Genomic DNA, 19064 nt, shown 5'->3' with positions numbered 1-19064 from the left:
ATGAACTGCGCAGTGCCGATCAAGCGCGCGGAGGTCGGTCTATTCTGAACTTACGGGTGGGGCCGTTGGCCGAAGCTAGCCGCCGCCACGCCTCGCCTATGTGCAATTCAGGAGCAGTGCTGGGACCACTGGAGAGAAACGCCTGGTTGTGGTCATGATCGGCCACATCGTGGCTATGACCGTGCATCGCCCAAAAGAGGTCTTCTTCAAACCCATGTGAGTGGCCATGATCTTCGACCATTTCCAGATGATCTTGGATTGTCTCAAAAATCGCCGGTGCGTGCGAGAATGATGGCGTTACGGACCAAACGACCAACGCGAGACAGAGGACAGCTAGGCCAGCCCTCAAAAAGTGTTGGTATGCCCGTTTCATTGCATGTGCCCGCCTGTCAGTCGCGACTTTCTCGCCGCCGTCGAAGTTATGTTTTGTCTACAATAGTGCTCGCCTCATGGTCAATTGCGTCTAACTACCCTGCGCAATGTGCAGCAGGGGTGACTGGGATACTGCGCGACTATAGTTTCGATAGCATCAACTTCTCCGCGATCAACAGAACAATAAAAATCACTGTTGGAAGAAATAATCGACCACATGGTGCATACTACTGTGGAAGGGAACAGGGTGTTGACCAACTGATAGAGCAAACAAAAAACCAGACCCATAGATGCACTGACAAACAAACATTTGTACACACTTCGGTGTGGCACACTGTAAACCAACACACTGCAATAGTGTTTACTATCAGTGCATTAGGCGTTCGGCGGCATTTCCCTAGGCTCCATCAAGACTTTCACGTGACCACACACCCCTCGCCGAAGCCATCAGGTTTCATTGCCACTGCTGAAGTGCGCAACTTTAGCGCGAGTTGTCTGGTCGCCAATTGGCCTGTCTCATAGCGTCACCAAGGTCTTTCCCATATTTTGGGTCCGCGAACAGCTTTTGAAACAGCGCGTCCACGCGACTGTCGGGCCACTCACGTGACAGTTTTTCTGACAGGGCCTGCGCTTTGCTTTCGTTGCCTAACATCTGATAAGACGCCATCAGGTAAGCAACAGACACAGGTCCGACAGGGCCGCCATTTTCGGTTGCTTGTTCAAAGGCTGATACAGCGCCTTCGTAGTCCTTCAAATGAAACTTGGCCGACCCCATTGCGTTTTGAAACACATATCCACGCTCGAGGTCGAATTTCGACCGCGCGTCCTCACTGATCACAATGACTTCTTCAAACGAACCCGAGTACAGCATTATCAGTGACACAAACTCCAATACATGAACGTCATTGGGCGCCAAACGCTGTGCTCTTTGGGCAGCCTCCATGGCCTCTGGCCAGTTATTTTTGGCGAATTCGACCCAAGCCTTTGCGGATTGGCTCCAACCCGTTTCCGGGGCCAACTCGACGGCCCTATTGGCTCGCGTGTCTGCGTAGCTCAACATGCTACTGGCCAGATCGGGATCCGGTGTCAGCACAGCAATCGTCGCCGCAACCTGCGCGGCGCCCGCATGGCCGCCAAAATAGCTTTCGTCGTTCTCGATCGCCCCTTTGAATATGGTCAAGGCCGCGTCAAGTCGCGCGGGTTCCAGGGCCGGAAAGATCAGGTCCCGACCAGTATTGGCCAGATTTACAGCCTGAAGGCGCATTGGAGAGGCATCAAAAATGGCGCTGCGCTCATCTCGGCTCAGGCCGTCGACTGGCAAATCGGTTGCGCTGTCCTGCCATGTCGAAGCCAACCAAAAAGCAATCACACAACAGCCCAGTAAGAAAACCCCAGCGATCCCTGCACCTGGCTTTACCCATGCAGTCGCCTTGGTTTCGAACTTTGGGGTCTCAGGCAGGGCCGCCTCACCCAACCTTTTCGAGATCAGCGGGGCGTATCCGCCCTTTGGCAGGTCGAACACCGTTTTCTCGTCGCGCCCATCTGTGGCGTAGTATTCGGCAAGCTTGCGGCGCAAGCGACCAGCATCCACCCGCACCACGTTTTCGCGGCGCGGCATCTCGGACATTGATCCGCCATAGACATCCATCGCAATCGTTTTGGCCCGAATGTCGTCGGCCCGACCGCTCAGAGATTCCTCGACCACATACACAAGAAAGTCCTGCAATCTCTGTGATCCCTCGAAGGTCGAAGACCTCACAAGCCGCTGAAGCGCGGCCTGAACATCCTCGGCACTAGGGTTTATTCCCTCATTCACCACTGCTGATGATCCTCGGATAACTTCATTTTTTCAAAAAGTTACACCTTTCGTTATACCGTATTATGCCCCGATAAACCTATTGAGAGAAGTGAATTTGTTGTTCGATCGAGAAAACGTCTTACCCATCGAACGTGCCGCCCAAATGAAAAGCAACGCCATTGATACATTGTTTCCCAAGAACAAGGCCGCAATCGCGGACTTACGCCGAAGGGATGCTGTATTCGACGAGATTTGCAGGGACTACCAGCTTCTGAGTGAAGAATACCTCTCAATAAACGCTGAGCCGGGAAGTGAATCCGACCGGTTCGCCTGCGATATCCGTGAAACCCTGAATGGGCTTCGAGATGAAATTGCCCAATCGCTGCGGCGCGCGGGGAAGATGTAATTCAAACACGGGGAAGGGATACCAATGAGGTCAGTATTGATACACACCGCGGCGATGGTGCTGACGGCAAGCGCGAGCTTTGCTCAGGATGCGCCTATCATTCGTGACGGAGAATTTGAATATCTTCGCGCACAGTTTGGAGAGCAATGGGATGCTCAGGATACAGAAATTGAAGCAAAGCTTGCCGAGATCCGAGACGCCAATGGCGGCAAGCCACCCAATATCCTCTACATTCTGATAGACGATGTCAGCTTTGGTCAGATGGGCAACCGGACGATGAACTACGTCACCGGCTTCGACACGCCCAACATCAACGACTTTGCCACGCAAGGCATGTCTTTGATGAGAATGTATACCGAGCCCTCCTGCACACCGACACGAACGGCCATGCTGACCGGTCGCCATCCGGTACGTGCCGGTGTGGAGGAGGTCAAAGTAGCGTTGGTTGGCGAAGGTCTTTCAGCCGAGGAGGTCACGATTGCCGAAATCCTGAAGGAAGAAGGCTATAACACAGCGCATGTCGGGAAGTGGCATCAGGGCGATATAGAACAGGCCTACCCGCACAATCAGGGTTTTGATTGGGCGGCCTTCCCCTTGCATCAACAGGTTCAGCTCAGCCTGATGACACGGGACGCCATGGTTGCAAACAACATGCTTGGCTTCCATCCGTCGGGTCAGTCGAACCAATTCCAGCTGGACGAGCGGTTCAAACCCTACGGCCTGGTAACCGGCGTGGAAGCGGAAGCTGGCGGTCTGGCGCGCGAAGTCGACATGGCGCCGGGCGAAGAGTGGACTCAGGCTAAATACGAGGAAATGAACCTGCGCTATCAGCGGCAAGCACTGGAGCAGCTTGAGCGGCTCGCAGCACAGGACAACCCGTTTTTCATGCAGTATTGGCCGCTCTATCCACTGAACTTTGCCTATCCCGATCAAGCCGTATCCCGCAATGGAGGCTTCCATGCCGACAAGTTGCAAGTTCTGGACGGCTGGATCGGGGATGTGCTGACCAAACTTGATGAAACCGGCAAAGCAGACAACACCATTGTCGTGATCATGGCTGACAATGGCTTGATGTATCACTACGAAGGAGCGTCCGGCCTGAACCAACTGATTTATCGCGGCGGCAAGACGCAGCATCTTGAAGGCGGCGTGCGCACAGATACGTTCATCCGGTGGCCCGCCGCGATTGAGCCGGGCAGCGCAGCAGGTGACATCGTGCATGTCTCGGATCTGTTTACAACCTTTGCCCGTATCGCAGGCGCAACGGACCACATTCCGCGCGACCGCGTGATTGACGGTATTGACCAGACGGCGCTGTTGCTTGAGGGCGAAGGCAATTCGCGCCGCGACTTTGTTTATGTTTACGAAGGGCCCGTCTTACGCTCGGTGGTCAAGCAAGAGTTCAAGATGCATCTTCCAGCCCCTGGACAGCCCGGCGCTGCGGCACCCGTTTTCAATGTCTATCGCGACCCACGTGAAGAACATCCGCTTGTCGGGTACTCGCTTTGGTCCGGGGCGTCCTTTCAGGACATGGTCAAGCGCCACCAGAAAACCATCGCAAAGCACCCCCATCTGCCACTCGGAAAAGGTGTGCCTTATGAAGGCATCGAAAACCTTCGCCCTGAAAGCGAACTGACCCGAGACGTTTTCTCTAGCTGGCAATGACGAATTCAGACGGCGGTACCAAACCGCCGCCGTCTAATTACCCGCACCCATTCCGTCAGGTGAACTATGTCACGAATTTCCCTTTGCTCTGCTTTCCTGACCTCAGCGCAGCTTATGGTGGGTGCTGCCGCCGAAGCCGAAGAAAATGCTTCAAATCCACTGGCTGCAGTGAACAACACCGACATTCGCTATCAGTATTTCGATCTCGAAGGGGATGCCGACCGTCAGGATGCTTTCATCGACGGTGCATACATGTTGCGCCCCGATCTGAAACTGAAATATGAGCTTCACTACAACTCGACGAACGCGACCGGCACGCGGTTCAGTGGATTTGAAAAGACCAATTTCAAGCTGATCTATTTCCCCTCACAGCAGCCCCTGAATGACACCTGGCGCGTCAAATCCGCGCTTGGTTTGGAGTGGATACTTGATTTTGGCGAGCCGAACGAAGGCATCGGAACCGGATCGGATCAGATTGCACCATTTGGCGGGTTCGCCTTTGCAAATGCGAACACCGGATTGACTTTGATCCCTTTGCTCCAACACTTCGCTTCCTATAACGGTCCGACCGATATCAGCCAAACAGCGATGCGCCTGATTGCGCTTCAGCCGTTTGGTGATGGGTATTGGATCAAAGCGGATATCAAAGCGCCATACGATTGGGAGAATGACGCCTGGCCCGCCACTGCAGAATTCCAGATCGGTAAGAACCTCAGCCCCAGAGTTGCGCTCTATGCTGATATTCTGATCGGCATCGGTGCAGACCGCCCCTATGACCAAGGTGCCGGAATTGGGCTGAGATTCAACTACTAGCCTTCGCGACTGAAATGGTTTGCCTCAATACTCCATTCCCGGTCAACTTTCACCGTAGGAATTGCCACGGTTTTGTAACGCCTGCGGGGTCTTACCTGCGCTCACATTCGAGTATTGTTACTTTAGCGTCGACCATAACTATACCCAGAGCGCCGGAGCATTTGCCCGTGACCTAGCCCAGCGTGGCCCTGTTTTAGCATCAAGAGTTTTCTAAAGTGAGTTTGTGAAGCCCGCGCCTCGCCCAAACAAAGATGCGGAAATTGTCTGGCTGTTGATTTTCTTGGCGCGCGCAAAGAATATGTAAAAACATGATAAGATTAAGGCGGCTGAGTTCCGCAGGCAGACTGGCATGACCAAAATTAAGAACATGGAAGAATTCGCGGCCCTAAGCGGGATATCGCGGCCTACAGTTTCAAAGTATTTCCATGATCCCGATAGCGTTCGCCCAACAACACGAGCGCGCATAGAGGAGGCGCTGGAACGGTTTGACTACCGCCCGAACATCTATGCAGTGAACCAAAACCGGAAGCTGACAAAGAATATTGGCATCGTCGTGCCCTATCTGGCCGATCCGTTCTTTGCCGAAATCGCGCGTTATCTGGAACAATCCTGCATTGCAGCCGGCTATCGCCCATCCCTGTTCAGCTCACATGGCGAACAAAAGCTCGAGAACGAGATTTTGGATGGGCTGCAATCCTTGAAACCCGCAGGAGTGCTTTTGGCACCTTTAGGGCGTACCTCGGACAGATCTACTATCGAAAAGTTCTGTGCCAATGTGCCGACAATCCTGTTCGACAGTAACCTTGATGGCCTGGGGGCAGCCTTTGTCGGTTCGGATAACTTTAGCTTTGTGTCGCAGACCGTGGAGTACATGACAAGGACAGGTGAGCCACCGTCCTTTTTTGAAATGCGCACGCCCGCAAACCCAAACGCGAATAAACGACGTAAGGCCTATGTCGACGTGATGGAGCGGTTGGGCTTCGAGCCACATATCATTAAAGTCGATGGCACAGGCTGGGCCTTTGAAGAGATCGGCCACCGAGGCGCATTGAAAGTCCTGCAAGAGCGCGGGCTGAAGACAGATTCTGTTTTGTGCAGCAACGACCGGTTGGCCATCGGCTTTCTGGCAGCCTGTTTCGAACAAGGGATTCGGGTTGGTCGGAAAGAAGATTGTTCGCTTCGTGTCGCCTCAAACGATGACCACCCATTCGCAAAGTTTACCTGTCCCTCTTTGACGACAGCTGCGCATGACTACGATAATGTAGCCGGCCGAAGCGTCGAAACTCTGTTCGAACTCATTGAAAGTGGTGGGAAATTCTCAACGCGCACTGAAACCTTGTTCCCCGCGCGACTTGTCTTGAGGGATTCTGCATAATTCAACATTTTTAACGCGCGTAAAGTTTTTATTGACGGCGCGACAACTTACACTCTAGGCTCTCTGTACGACATCCAAGCTCAGGGAGGACAGGGATGTATCTGAAGAACGCACTTCGTGCGGCGACTGCACTGACTTTCGTCGCAACGGCAGCGGCTCATGCACAATCCATCACGATCGCCACTGTGAACAACGGCGACATGATCCGGATGCAGGGCTATACCGACAAATTCACCGAAGCGACCGGCATTGACGTGGAATGGGTCACGCTGGAAGAAAACGTACTGCGCCAGCGCGTGACCACCGACATCACCACCAAAGGCGGTCAGTTCGATATCATGACCATCGGCATGTATGAGACGCCGATCTGGGGCGCAAATGGCTGGCTGGTGCCGCTGGACGGCATGTCAGACGAGTATGACGTTGACGACATCCTGCCTGCTATGGCTGGCGGTCTGAGCCACGATGGAACGCTTTACGCGGCACCTTTCTACGGCGAAAGTTCGATGATCATGTACCGAACCGATCTGATGGAGAAGGCCGGCATGGAAATGCCCGAGGCACCGACCTGGCAGTTTATCCGGGAAGCCGCGGCTGCGATGACGGACCGCGACAACGACATCAACGGCATTTGCCTGCGCGGCAAGGCCGGATGGGGTGAAGGTGGTGCCTTCATTACCGTCACCGGAAACTCATTTGGTGCGCGTTGGTTCGACGAGGACTGGAAACCCCAGTTCGATCAACCCGAATGGAAAGAAGCGCTTACATTCTTTGTCGATATGATGAGTGAATCGGGTCCGGCAGGCTATGCCACCAACGGGTTCAATGAAAACTTGTCCCTGTTCCAGCAAGGCAAGTGCGGGATGTGGATTGATGCCACTGTTGCGGCGTCTTTTGTGACCAACCCGGATGACTCGACCGTTGCAGACAAGGTCGGCTTCGCTCTGGCTCCGAACTCGGAAGGCGTAGACAAGCGCGCCAATTGGCTCTGGGCCTGGGCCTTGGCAATTCCGGCCGGCACACAGCAAGAGGATGCGGCGAAACAGTTCATCGAATGGGCAACGTCGAAAGACTACATCGAATTGGTGGCCGAAAACGAAGGCTGGGCCAATGTACCACCCGGTGCGCGAACCTCGCTCTATGAGAACCCGAACTACAAGGAAGTTCCCTTTGCGAACATGACCTTGGAGTCGATCCTGATGGCCGACCCGCAAAACTGCTGCGCACAACCAACGCCTTACACAGGCATTCAGTTCGTCGCGATCCCAGAATTTGCAGGCATCGCCACGCAGGTGAGCCAGGAGTTCTCGGCGGTCTATGCCGGACAGCAAACGGTGGAAGAAGCGCTTGAAAAAGCTCAGGCCTTTACTGCCGAAGAAATGGAAGCCGCAGGCTACTGAGGCCCCAGCTGAAGCGGGCGGGCAGCCCCCTGCCCCCCGCCACACCAGACCCTTCCCTAACCCGCGTTTATCTCGCAGGCTAAGCTACGCCTGAACAGAGAGGTCTTGCGTCATGGCTACCGAACATTCCCGATCCGTTGCTCGCCTTATGATGGCACCCGCAGTGGTCCTGCTGCTTGGCTGGATGCTCGTGCCGCTGACGATGACGCTGTATTTTTCCTTTAAAAAATATCTGCCCCTGCGTGGTGGTGACTTGGGCTGGGTTGGCTTCGACAACTATGTCCGATTTGTCTCCTCAAGCTCTTTCTGGCCAGCGGTGCAGGCGACATTGATGATCGTTGGCGGCGTTCTAGTCATAACGGTCGTGCTGGGTATCCTCCTGGCGATGCTCCTGGACCAGCCGATGTGGGGTCAGGGCGTTGTCCGCATCCTCGTGATCGCGCCCTTCTTCGTAATGCCGACCGTATCCGCGCTGGTCTGGAAGAACATGTTCATGGACCCGGTCAACGGCCTGCTGGCGCATCTGTGGCGTTTTTTCGGGGCCGAGCCGATCTCGTGGCTGTCCGAGGCGTCGATGACCTCGATCATCATGATCGTTTCGTGGCAATGGCTGCCTTTTGCAACGCTCATCCTGCTGACAGCGATCCAGTCGCTGGACAGTGAGCAGCTTGAAGCAGCGGAAATGGACGGCGCGCCGGTGCTGAAGCGCTTCTACCACATCATCCTGCCGCATCTGAGCCGCGCGATAACGATCGTGATCCTGATCCAGACCATCTTTCTACTGTCGATCTTCGCCGAGATCTTCGTGACCACCGGCGGCGCATTCGGCACCCGTACACTCACCTACCTGATCTTCCAGCGCGTGCTGGAAAGCCAGAATGTCGGCCTTGGATCAGCCGGAGGTGTCTATGCCATCATCCTTGCCAATATCGTTGCGATCTTCCTCATGCGCATCGTCGGCAAGAACCTGGACGCGTGAGGAGGTAAGACCATGGCCCGCGCCGTCACAACCCGCCGTAAATCGCTGAACACTGCCCTTGCCTGGGCCGTCGGACTGCTGATCTTCTTTCCGATCCTTTGGACCATCCTGACCAGCTTCAAGACCGAGGCGCAGGCCATTGCCAGCCCACCGCTGTTTTTGAACTTCGACTGGACACTTGAGAACTATGCCATCGTGCAAGAACGATCGGACTATATGCGGTTCCTTTGGAATTCGGTCATCATTGCTGGTGGCTCGACCATTCTGGGTGTGATCATTGCCGTTCCCGCCGCTTGGGCGATGGCCTTTGTGCCTTCAAAGCGTACCAAGGACATCCTGCTTTGGATGCTGTCCACCAAGATGCTGCCTGCGGTTGGCGTGCTCTACCCGATTTACCTGCTGTTCATCCGTCTGGGCCTGCTGGACACGCGTGGAGGGTTGGTCGTGGTCCTGATGCTGATCAACCTGCCGATCATCGTCTGGATGCTGTATACCTATTTCCGCGAAATTCCCGGTGAGATCCTGGAAGCCGCACGGATGGACGGGGCGACGCTGAAAGAGGAAATCCTCTACGTCCTCACCCCAATGGCCATTCCCGGCATCGCCTCGACCGTGTTGTTGAACTTCATCCTGGCTTGGAACGAAGCGTTCTGGACGCTCAACCTGACGGCCGTCGACGCCGCCCCCCTTACCGCCTTCATCGCCAGTTATTCCAGCCCCGAGGGCTTGTTCTTTGCCAAGCTCAGCGCGGCCTCGACCATGGCGATTGCACCAATCCTGATCCTTGGCTGGTTCAGCCAGAAACAACTTGTACGCGGCCTGACATTCGGCGCTGTGAAATAAGGAACACGACACATGGGACGTATTCAACTCAAGTCCGTGACCAAAAGCTTCGGCGACGTGCAGGTCATTCCACCGCTTGACCTGACCATTGAGGATGGTGAGTTCACAGTTTTTGTCGGCCCCTCGGGTTGCGGTAAGTCCACGCTATTGCGTCTGATCGCAGGGCTGGAGGATATCACCTCGGGCTCCATCGACATCGACGGTGCGGACGCCACTGATGTCCCACCTGCAAAACGAGGGTTGGCAATGGTGTTCCAGTCATACGCTTTGTACCCACACATGACGGTACGCAAGAACATCGCCTTTCCTCTGCGTATGGCGAAACTGGATCAAGCCGAGATCGACAAGCGTGTCGAAGGCGCAGCCAGCGTCTTGAACCTGACCGACTACTTGGATCGACGCCCCGGGCAATTGTCCGGCGGTCAGCGGCAGCGTGTCGCCATCGGGCGTGCGATTGTCCGCGAGCCGGCCGCGTTTCTGTTCGATGAACCGCTTTCAAACCTCGACGCCGCGCTACGGGTTGGCATGCGGTTGGAGATCAGCGAGCTGCACGAGCGACTTGCGACCACCATGATCTACGTGACCCACGACCAAGTCGAGGCGATGACAATGGCCGACAAGATCGTCGTTCTACAAGCCGGTGTCATCGAGCAAGTTGGAAGCCCGCTAGAGCTGTACCGATCGCCCCGCAACCTGTTCGTGGCAGGTTTCATTGGCTCACCGAAGATGAACTTCATTGAAGGGCCCGAGGCCGCAAAACACGGCGCTCAAACCATCGGGATCAGACCAGAACATATTGGGGTTTCTGAAACCGAAGGGGACTGGTCCGGCGTTGTGAGCGTCTCGGAGCATCTCGGATCGGATACCTTTTTCCACGTGCACGAAACCGGTCTGGCAGAAACAATCACCGTCCGTGCAGGTGGCGAGGTTGGATTTCGTCACGGAGATCGCATTCACCTGACCCCACGGACGGATGTAATCCACCGGTTTGACGCGCAAGGTCTGCGTATCGAATGACACGTCTGGCAGGCAAAACCGCCCTGATCACCGGGGCCGCAAGGGGCATCGGGCTGGCCTTTGCCAAGGCCTATGTGGCCGAGGGCGCACGTGTTGCCATCGCTGACATCGATTTTCAACGCGCGCAGGTCGCAGCCGCCGAATTTGGCGAGGATGCAATTGCAATCGAGATGGACGTGACCAAACAGCAGAGCATAGACGCGGCCGTCGCCATAACAGCCTCCTGCCTTGGCCCCATCGACATCCTCATCAACAACGCGGCCATCTTCACGGCCGCACCAATCGTTGAGATCGAGCGTTCCGACTACACCCGTGTTTTCGACATCAACGTCGCTGGTGCATTGTTCACAATGCAATCGGTCGCGCGCCATATGATCGAACACGGCACCAAGGGCCGGATCATCAACATGGCGTCGCAGGCCGGGCGCAGAGGCGAGCCCTTGGTCGCGGTATACTGCGCCAGCAAAGCCGCGATCATATCTCTGACCCAATCTGCCGGGCTGAACCTGATCACTCATGGGATCAATGTGAACGCAATAGCTCCAGGCGTGGTTGACGGCGAGCACTGGGACGGAGTGGATGCTTTCTTTGCGAAATACGAAGGCAAAGCCCCCGGTCAAAAGAAACGCGAAGTGGCAGCATCTGTGCCGTATGGCCGAATGGGTTGCGCCGAAGACCTGACCGGCATGGCGGTGTTTTTGGCGTCGGACGATGCGAAATACATTGTCGCACAAACCTACAACGTCGATGGTGGGAACTGGATGAGCTGATGGACCCCGTGGCGAACGCAAAAACTCCGGTACGATTGCGGCGTGACAGGCTTGAAGACCTGCCCGTAACAGTCAGGACACCTGCATATGCCCCCTCGGATCTGACGCCGGGCATAGTGCATATCGGGTTGGGAAATTTTCACCGCGCGCATCAGGCCTGGTACATTCACCAGCTTATGCAGCAAGGTCAGGCCCGCGATTGGGCGATCATCGGCGCAGGTGTTCGAAGCTACGACGCCGAAATGCGAAGTAAGCTGCTGGAGCAGGATTGCCTGACAACGCTGATCGAGCTGAATCCGAACGGCGTATCAGCCGAGGTGATTGGTCCGATGATCGACTACCTGCCGATTGAGCCGGGCAACACAGCGCTGACCGTCAAGATGGCAGACCCTTCCATCCGTATTGTGTCCTTAACTGTTACCGAAGGCGGGTACTATCTGGACGCCAATACCGGCGCTTTCGATACACATCACGAAGACATTCGTCATGACGCGGCCAACCCAAATCAACCACGCACAGTTTTCGGAGCCATGGTTGCAGCCCTCAGACAACGACGAATGAAAGGCATCACCCCCTTCACGGCGCTGAGTTGCGATAACCTTCAGGGCAACGGGACAATCCTGCGAAACTGCGTTGTAGGTTTGGCGCGAATGTCCGATCCTGATCTGGCCGACTGGATCGACCAAAACGGCGCGTTCCCAAACTCGATGGTCGACAGCATCGTGCCGGCGACGACGGAACAAGTAGTATCTCAATGCAGGGCACTTGGCATCGATGACCGCGCTCCGGTCTCGCACGAAAACTTTCGCCAATGGGTGATCGAGGATGACTTTTGCGCAGGTCGGCCGCCATTGGAACAGGTCGGGGTGACGCTGACTCACAATGTTCACAGCTATGAGACGATGAAGCTGCGGATTTTGAACGGGGGACACCAACTGCTTGCAAATGTCGGGGAAATCTTGAACGTCCCGACGATTTCCGACTGCATGCAGGATCCGGACATCCTGGCGTTTTTCGGAAAGGTTCAATCCGAAGAAATTCTTCCTCATGTCGACGCCGTTCCCGGAACCACCGCGAAAGAGTATCTTGAGCTGGTCGAGACGCGATTTGCGAACACCGCGATTCACGATACGACGCGCAGGGTTGCGTTTGACGGATCGGCACGACACCCAGGGTTCCTGCTGCCATCGCTGCGCGACGCATTGGCGTCTGGATCTTCTGTGAACGGGCTGGCGCTGGCCGAAGCGTTTTGGTGCCGAATGTGTGCCGGTGTTCGGGAAGACGGCTCTGAAATCGTGCCCAATGACCCGCAATGGCAGAACCTGCAAAAAACAGCATTAGCGTCCCGATCTGACCCAGAGTGTTGGCTGCAACAAGCCCAGTACTATGGTGAGATTGGGCGCAATACACGTTTTGCCTATGCCTTTACGTCCACGGTGTCTGAGATATGGCAAAACGGTAGCCGAGCAGTCCTATCAAAATACGTCGCTGAAACCTCAATACCGTGAAGATCGCAAATTGAAAAAACGGTCAGCCCTGTAGGCAACTTGCTGCTTTTACAGCAGGAACCGAGGCATTGGTTCAGGTTTGGGTATCTTCCCAGGCAAATACTGTCGCAAGTATTTCTTTCATCATACTGCGGCCAAAGCGAAGCAGCCATCAATCCTCCGCGCAAATGAGGCCTAGTGAAAGCCCACCAAGTACTTTGGGACTTGTTTCCGCGTGCATTCGCGTCAGTAGTTCTGAGCGTCGGCATGACACTGAACGCAGCAGTGCGACCGCTCACCGAGCCACTGGTGATTCACGCAAAACTCGCGACCACGCTCTGGCAACCTAATTGTTGTCAGTCGGTCAGAACTCTCATCGGCTATTAATTCAACAGGTTTTCGTCGTAAGGATAGCTGTCGAGCTGTTCGAGACCTGTCGCGGTAACCAGAAACTGATGCTCGATCTTGACGCCGCTGCCGCCTCGATCTGATCCAACATACCCCTCAACGCAGATCATCATGTTTTCCTCTATGATCCCGTCATAGCCAATGTCGTCCCAGTCCTGCGGGTAGGGAACATAGGGGTATTCATCGCACATCCCCACACCGTGCATGATGCACGGATAGCGGTGCGCGTGGAATTCTTCAGGGTGGCGGAAGCTCTTGTCCACCAGTTCTTTGAACGACACACCGGGTCGCACATTGGCCTTGTTGTGTTCGATTTCGTCCAGAGCGCGTTTGTAGAGGTCTCGGAATGCGTTTGGCGCCTTCCCTTCGCCGCAGTACCAAGTGCGCGAAATGTCGGACATATAGCCAAAAGGGCCGACCATATCGGTGTCAAAGCCCATCAGCTCTCCTTTTTGAACGCGGCGTTCGCCTGCCTCTTGCAGCCAGGGGTTTGTCCGCTCGCCCGAGGCCAACATGCGGGCTTCGGACCACAGGCCGCCATGGGCGATGTTGACCTAGCTCAGGATGCTCCACAGCTCGTTTTCCGAAATGTCGGGCTGGAAGGCTTCGCGCATCCGGGCGATACCCAGCTGCGCCACTTCGATTGCATAGCGGCACAGCGTAATTTCTTCCTCTGATTTGATCGAGCGGGCCTTTTCCAGAAAACCGGGCGCGTCGACGACCTCGAACCCGGCCTGCATCAAGCCCTGAACAGCAGAGGCGTCCAAACGGTCAAGCGCCACACGGCAACGCCCTTTGCCGGCCAAACGGCCGCGGACGAAGTCTACGAATTTGCGCGTATTCTCCACCTGATCAAAGCCCGCAAGGAATGGCGCAAGCCCGAACATTGGTATGTATTCCGTGACATGGTCCAGATCCTTGATGAACGCGCCGCTGAAGACCACCGGGCCGTCGGCAAAGACAAACAGCATCATCAGCGGGATACGCGCCTGGAACTGCATGTATTCATGGTAATTCACCGCATAGCGCATGGTCAGCGGGTTGGTAATGACAGCCAGTTCCACGTCCCGTTCGGCCATGGCCTCGCGGATGCGGCCCATGCGGTAATCGTTCAGTTTGGTCCAATCGATTTCGGGCGCTGGCAGTATCGCTTTGCCAAAGTCAGTAGGAGTGTTCATACCTTCAACCTTTCGTTTTTCGGATCGAACACCGCATCGGCCAGCACTTTGGCTTTGCACATCTGGCCAAATACGATCACCTCCAGCGCCGTACCGGGGTTCGCTGCCTTTGGTTTGACAAAGGCAAAGGCCAGATTGCGACCAGTTACCGGGCCGAACCCGCCTGAGGAAACCGACCCTACTTTCTCGCCATCCAAATAAACCGCCTCGCCGCCCAGCACGTCTGTGTCCACCAGCTCAATGTCGAGATACGCAATAACCGAACTGCTGCCGGTTTCGGCGAGGTTGCGCAGCGCGTCTTTGCCTATGAACTCTTTGTCGAATTTCACAAAGCGCATCTGGTCGGTGTGCACGGGACTGGTGTCATTGGCCAGTTCATGCCCACCGCGATAGGCCTTTTCCATGCGCATCATTTCCACCGCCTTCGATCCAAACGGGACCATGCCATGGGGTTTGCCCGCGTCCCAAACCGCATCCCAAAGCTCGCCAAGTTGGTCCAAGTTTGCGTGCAGTTCCCACGCCAGTTCGCCCGAGAATGACAGGCGCATCGCGATCAGCGGGATGCCCGCCACAGCGATTTCGCGCGCCTTGAGCCACCTGAAATCGGAGTTTTCCAGAAACGCATCGCTGAGCTGACCCAGCACCGCGCGCGCCTTGGGTCCGGCCACGGTCAGGATACCCCAGTCATCGGACAGGTTCCTGACCGTCACGTCTTCGGACCCGCGCTGATGAACCGTGATCCAGTCCCAGACCCGGCGCTCTGAGGGGCCGCCGGTGACGAACCAGAACCGATCTTCGGCCAGCCGGGCAATCGTTGCCTCGCCCTCAATCGTGCCTCGTTCATTCAGCAAAAGGGTCAGGCACGTGCCGCCCACCTTTTTCGGCATTCTGTTCGCACAAAGGCGGTTCAGATAGGCCTCGGCCTCGGGTCCGGTGATTTCGAACTTGGAAAAGGCCGAGAAGTCGCCAATGCCGACGCTTTCATGCACCGCAAGCGCCTCGGCCAGCGCAGCCTCCCACGACGGGCCACGCTTCCATGATTGCGGTTCTTTGCCATCCCATTCCGGTTTGCCATAGACCCGCGGGCGTTCCCATCCGCCCGCTTCCTCAAACACCGCGTTCAGCGCCTTGGTTCTGTCATGCACGCCAGAGGTTCGGATCTCGCGGCAGGTTTCATATTGCAACTGTGGATAAGGCAACGACAGGCGCGTCATGTAATTTTCGCGGCAGCGCTGATAGGTGTAATCTTTATCAACGCGCGAATGGAACCGACGCGGATCAAACCCGCGCATCGAGATATCGGCCGTGCCATGCACCATCCATTGCGCCAGCGCCCGGCCCAGTCCCGGCCCCCAGGCAATGCCCACGGTCGCACCGCAGGCCAGCCAATGATTGCGCAAGCCCGGCGCAGGCCCGACCAACGGGTGCCCGTCAGGTGTATATGTGATTGCGCCATTGACGATGCGTTTGATGCCGCGCTCCATCAGGCAGGGATAGCGTTCAAAGCATTTCTCCAACCACGGCATAATACGGTCATAGTCGGGTTCAAACAGTTCGTTCTCGCTGTCCCAGGGGCAGCCATCGCGCCATTTGGCCAGCGCATCATGGGTGTCATAAAGCCCGATCAGCGCCCCACCCTGTTCGCGGCGCAGATAGCCGGTGAAGTAATCATCGCGGGTGACGGGGATTTCATGCCCCATCGCCTCGAACTCGGGCACCGCATCGGTGACCACATAGTGGTGCTGCATCGACACGATCGGCAGGTCCAGCCCGCTGAAGGCACCGATCTGGCGGGCGTGATAACCGCCTGCATTGACCACATGCTCGCACAGGATATCGCCCTGTTCTGTCGCCACTTTCCATTCGCCCGACGGCATCTGCCGTACATCTGTCACACGGTTGCGGCGCAGCACCTTGGCCCCGCGCATCCGCGCGCCCTTGGCCATGGCCTGACAGGTGCCGGATGGGTCAACATGGCCGTCATCGGGCGTATAAATCCCGCCGATGATATGCGACGTGTCATAGATCGGGTTCAGCTTGGCGATTTCTTCGGGAGTAACCCAGCGACACTCCTGCCCGCGGGCCAGTACCGCGTCACGCGTGTGCATCAGCCAGGCACGGTGATCCTCGGTTGCGGCCACGCGCAAGGACCCGCAATTGTGCCAGCTGACGCCTTGCTCGGTCTTAGCCTCGATGGTTTTGTACAGATCCACCGCATAATCGTGACAGATCCCCAACGCATGGCCCGCCGTCATTCGGCTGACCAGCCCCGCCGCATGCCAAGTGGCCCCCGATGTCAGCTCGGCCTTTTCAACAAGAACAACGTCTGTCCATCCTTCTTTTGCCAGATGGTACAGGACGCTCGCCCCCATATTGCCGCCACCGATTACAACAACACGCGTGTGTTCAGTCATCTATTGTCTTTTCATGGTAACGGGAGTGTTGGCCCAGACGACCTGGGCCTCGACTTTGCCGGGATTGTGGTAACGGTGTGGGATGTCAGCGGAAAAGCTAAAGCTATCACCAGCCTGAAGGCGAAAGACCTGGCTATCCAAGGTCAGTTCGATTTCACCCTTCAGCACCATCCCGGCCTCTTCCCCTTCATGGGTATAGAGGTCGTCGCCGGTGCTGCCTCCGGGCTCATAGGTGGAAATGCCCATCGCCAGCTGTCGGTCAAGGCTGGCGGACAGCAAGTGATCTTCGAACCCCATATAGTCTGTCCCTGAAAGCCCGGAATAGGTCAGCTTGCGACGCCTGTCGGCGCGCACGACAAAGGGGCGTTCTTCGGCGGGAGCTGGGCCATCGGTCTCAAAGAACCATCCGACAGGTACTCCAAGTGCTTCGGCGACCTCCTGCAGCGCCGTGACTGAGGGTCGGGCCAGACCGCGTTCAATCTTTGACAGAAACGAAACCGAGCGCCCCGAAGTTTCAGACAGGTCGTTCAGGGTCATGTTCTGTGCTTTGCGCAGGGCGCGTAAGTCTTCACCCAACTTATTGAGCGACTCTTGATTGCGTGTTTGAAGTTTTTTCTTGACGATCATGAAAATTTACCGTGCATAATTTTCCCAGTTGCGCAAGAATTATCCGAATGGAGGCCTCATGAGTGGCCAGTTCCCCGATACACCGATCCTCAAAAAGGTTAAGGCATTGCTGGGTGAAGAAGGGTTAGTCCAGACATTTGCCCCGATTGAGGAAGCCAGCGGCCTTCCAAATGCAGCCTATTGGTCCAAAGAATGGTTGGCATTGGAGCAGGAGCATTGCTTTCGCAGGTCGTGGGTATTTGCGGGGGCTGACGCGGAATTGCCCGAGCGCGGCGACATGAAACCGGTCGACATTGGTGGTGCGCCACTGATCATCCTACGCGACCAGGACGGAGCCATTCGCGCACTGCACAATGTGTGCCGGCATCGCGGCGCAAAACTTGTCACTGAACCCTGCAAGAGATCAACCCTGACTTGCCCATATCATGCCTGGGTTTATGGTCTGAACGGCAAGCTGCGAGCACGGCCCCATTTCAACGGACCGGATATAACGGACCACTTCAAAGACGGAGGTGGCGACAAGCTCGATCTACAAGAGGTCCGGTGCGAGGTCTGGAACGGCTGTGTTTTCGTCAATATCTCAGGGGATGCAGAGCCGCTAGAGGACTGGTTGAAACCGATGCTTGCACGTACGCCGGGTTATGATTTCACATCGATCCGCTGGGCCGGGAAAATCGATTTCGAAGTCAATGCCAATTGGAAGCTGGTCTACGAGAATTACATGGAGGGCTATCATGTCTTTGCCGTGCATCCCAAACTTTTGAAGTTTGCACCGATGAACGTGCGGTGGTCGGGTGAATGGGACCAACACGTATTCTACAACGACTACATCTTTCCTGAATTGGGTGAAGGGCGCGGTGATCGTCTGCCGCACTATCCCGATCTGTCACAAGAAGATGCCAAACGCGGTCTTTGGTTCTTATGCTTCCCACATTTCGCCGCCGAAGTCTTCCCAGACCAATTTACAGTTCTAGTAAGTTATCCAATTGCACCGAACAAAACGCGTGAAGAGCTGCATGTTTTCCTGATCGGAGATGCTGCGACGTCAGAGGACCATGCCAACGCAAGGGCCGAACTCATGCAAATGTGGGATGATCTCAACCGAGAGGATCTTGGTATGCTCGAACTGCTGCAGCAGGGGCGCCTGTCGCCTGCCTATGACGGCGGTCGCCTCAGTCCGTATTGGGAAGGACCGACACATGAATTCGGGCGGCGCGTGGTTGAACGTATACTTTCTTGAAATTTCGCGCCGTGTTTTACCGATTTGACGAAGATCTCGTCAGCAATCGGTTTTGACGCCAAGGCTGCTCATCATCGGATTTTGCGCAACGTCTGAAACGCGGGCAAAAGTTGTTAACAAAGTGTGAATCAATTGGCGCTTCGGATCAAATTCATGCTTTGACAACCAACTTCATTTTGTCGTTCGATTGCGCAAAAGTGTCTTTTTGCAAGATACGCGACGCACCCTCTTTAGCTTTCCAAAACCACCATCGCGACAGCCTTAATTGGTTG

At 55.8% G+C, this 19064-nt stretch carries 17 protein-coding genes; 11 read left to right on the top strand and 6 right to left on the bottom strand.

Features of this window, described 5'->3' with window-relative positions; translation table 11 throughout:
- Positions 1-19: 19 nt before the first annotated feature.
- A complete protein-coding gene (locus GS632_RS22165; protein ID WP_245224492.1) occupies positions 20-241 on the bottom strand; it encodes a hypothetical protein in 222 nt (73 codons plus the stop codon).
- 612 nt (positions 242-853) lie between these two features.
- Positions 854-2098, bottom strand: coding sequence for an adenylate cyclase (locus GS632_RS14270; RefSeq protein ID WP_171722055.1), 1245 nt, complete (start codon positions 2096-2098; stop codon positions 854-856).
- A 187-nt stretch (positions 2099-2285) separates the two neighbouring features.
- Between GS632_RS14270 and GS632_RS14265 the strand changes: the two genes are divergently transcribed.
- The 10 genes from GS632_RS14265 (at position 2286) to GS632_RS14220 (ending at position 12946) form a co-directional block, all read left to right on the top strand.
- On the top strand, positions 2286-2576 hold the full coding sequence (locus tag GS632_RS14265; protein ID WP_171238407.1) for a hypothetical protein: 291 nt from the start codon (positions 2286-2288) through the stop codon (positions 2574-2576).
- Positions 2577-2612: 36 nt separating this feature from the next.
- Positions 2613-4241 (top strand): sulfatase-like hydrolase/transferase, encoded by a 1629-nt coding sequence (locus tag GS632_RS14260; RefSeq protein ID WP_253284480.1) that lies wholly within the window; start codon positions 2613-2615, stop codon positions 4239-4241.
- A gap of 66 nt (positions 4242-4307) precedes the next feature.
- Positions 4308-5054, top strand: a complete 747-nt coding sequence (locus tag GS632_RS14255) for a hypothetical protein (RefSeq protein WP_171238409.1) — start codon at positions 4308-4310, stop codon at positions 5052-5054.
- Positions 5055-5403: 349 nt separating this feature from the next.
- On the top strand, positions 5404-6429 hold the full coding sequence (locus tag GS632_RS14250) for a LacI family DNA-binding transcriptional regulator (protein WP_171181728.1): 1026 nt from the start codon (positions 5404-5406) through the stop codon (positions 6427-6429).
- A 95-nt stretch (positions 6430-6524) separates the two neighbouring features.
- Positions 6525-7829, top strand: a complete 1305-nt coding sequence (locus GS632_RS14245) for a sugar ABC transporter substrate-binding protein (RefSeq protein WP_171181730.1) — start codon at positions 6525-6527, stop codon at positions 7827-7829.
- Positions 7830-7941: 112 nt separating this feature from the next.
- On the top strand, positions 7942-8808 hold the full coding sequence (locus GS632_RS14240; protein ID WP_171181732.1) for a carbohydrate ABC transporter permease: 867 nt from the start codon (positions 7942-7944) through the stop codon (positions 8806-8808).
- Positions 8809-8820: 12 nt separating this feature from the next.
- Positions 8821-9651 carry a carbohydrate ABC transporter permease gene (locus GS632_RS14235; protein WP_170614620.1) on the top strand — a complete coding sequence of 277 codons (831 nt, stop codon included), beginning with the start codon at positions 8821-8823 and terminating at the stop codon, positions 9649-9651.
- Between the two features lie 12 nt (positions 9652-9663).
- On the top strand, positions 9664-10668 hold the full coding sequence (locus GS632_RS14230; protein WP_171238410.1) for an ABC transporter ATP-binding protein: 1005 nt from the start codon (positions 9664-9666) through the stop codon (positions 10666-10668).
- On the top strand, positions 10665-11438 hold the full coding sequence (locus tag GS632_RS14225; RefSeq protein WP_171238411.1) for an L-iditol 2-dehydrogenase: 774 nt from the start codon (positions 10665-10667) through the stop codon (positions 11436-11438). Before GS632_RS14230 ends, GS632_RS14225 begins: the two co-directional genes overlap by 4 nt.
- The gene (locus tag GS632_RS14220; protein ID WP_171238412.1) at positions 11438-12946 is read left to right on the top strand and encodes a mannitol dehydrogenase family protein; all 1509 of its coding nucleotides are present in this window, start codon (positions 11438-11440) and stop codon (positions 12944-12946) included. Before GS632_RS14225 ends, GS632_RS14220 begins: the two co-directional genes overlap by 1 nt.
- 362 nt (positions 12947-13308) lie before the next feature.
- Here the strand turns inward: GS632_RS14220 and GS632_RS14215 are convergent, their stop codons facing one another.
- Genes GS632_RS14215 through GS632_RS14200 form a run of 4 tightly spaced genes read right to left on the bottom strand, consistent with a single transcriptional unit; the run spans position 13309 to position 17552 of the window.
- A complete protein-coding gene (locus GS632_RS14215; protein ID WP_171722053.1) occupies positions 13309-13848 on the bottom strand; it encodes a M24 family metallopeptidase in 540 nt (179 codons plus the stop codon).
- A gap of 39 nt (positions 13849-13887) precedes the next feature.
- Complete coding sequence (locus tag GS632_RS14210) at positions 13888-14511, bottom strand: aminopeptidase P family N-terminal domain-containing protein (protein WP_171722052.1); 624 nt, start codon at positions 14509-14511, stop codon at positions 13888-13890.
- Entirely contained in the window at positions 14508-16925 is a 2418-nt protein-coding gene (locus GS632_RS14205) for an FAD-dependent oxidoreductase (protein WP_171722051.1), read from the bottom strand. The genes GS632_RS14210 and GS632_RS14205 overlap by 4 nt, the downstream gene beginning before the upstream one ends.
- Complete coding sequence (locus GS632_RS14200; protein ID WP_171238415.1) at positions 16926-17552, bottom strand: cupin domain-containing protein; 627 nt, start codon at positions 17550-17552, stop codon at positions 16926-16928.
- A gap of 58 nt (positions 17553-17610) precedes the next feature.
- On the opposite strand from GS632_RS14200, the gene GS632_RS14195 reads away from it, so the two are divergent.
- Positions 17611-18792: an aromatic ring-hydroxylating dioxygenase subunit alpha gene (locus GS632_RS14195; protein ID WP_171619888.1), complete on the top strand. Its 1182-nt coding sequence runs from the start codon at positions 17611-17613 to the stop codon at positions 18790-18792.
- Positions 18793-19064: the final 272 nt, after the last annotated feature.

Origin of the sequence: Ruegeria sp. HKCCD7296, from assembly GCF_013110775.1 — a bacterium.
In the GTDB taxonomy this organism is placed as follows: domain Bacteria; phylum Pseudomonadota; class Alphaproteobacteria; order Rhodobacterales; family Rhodobacteraceae; genus Ruegeria.
The sequence above is the reverse complement of the archived record's forward strand: the minus strand, read 5'-3'. Positions and strand labels throughout refer to the sequence as shown.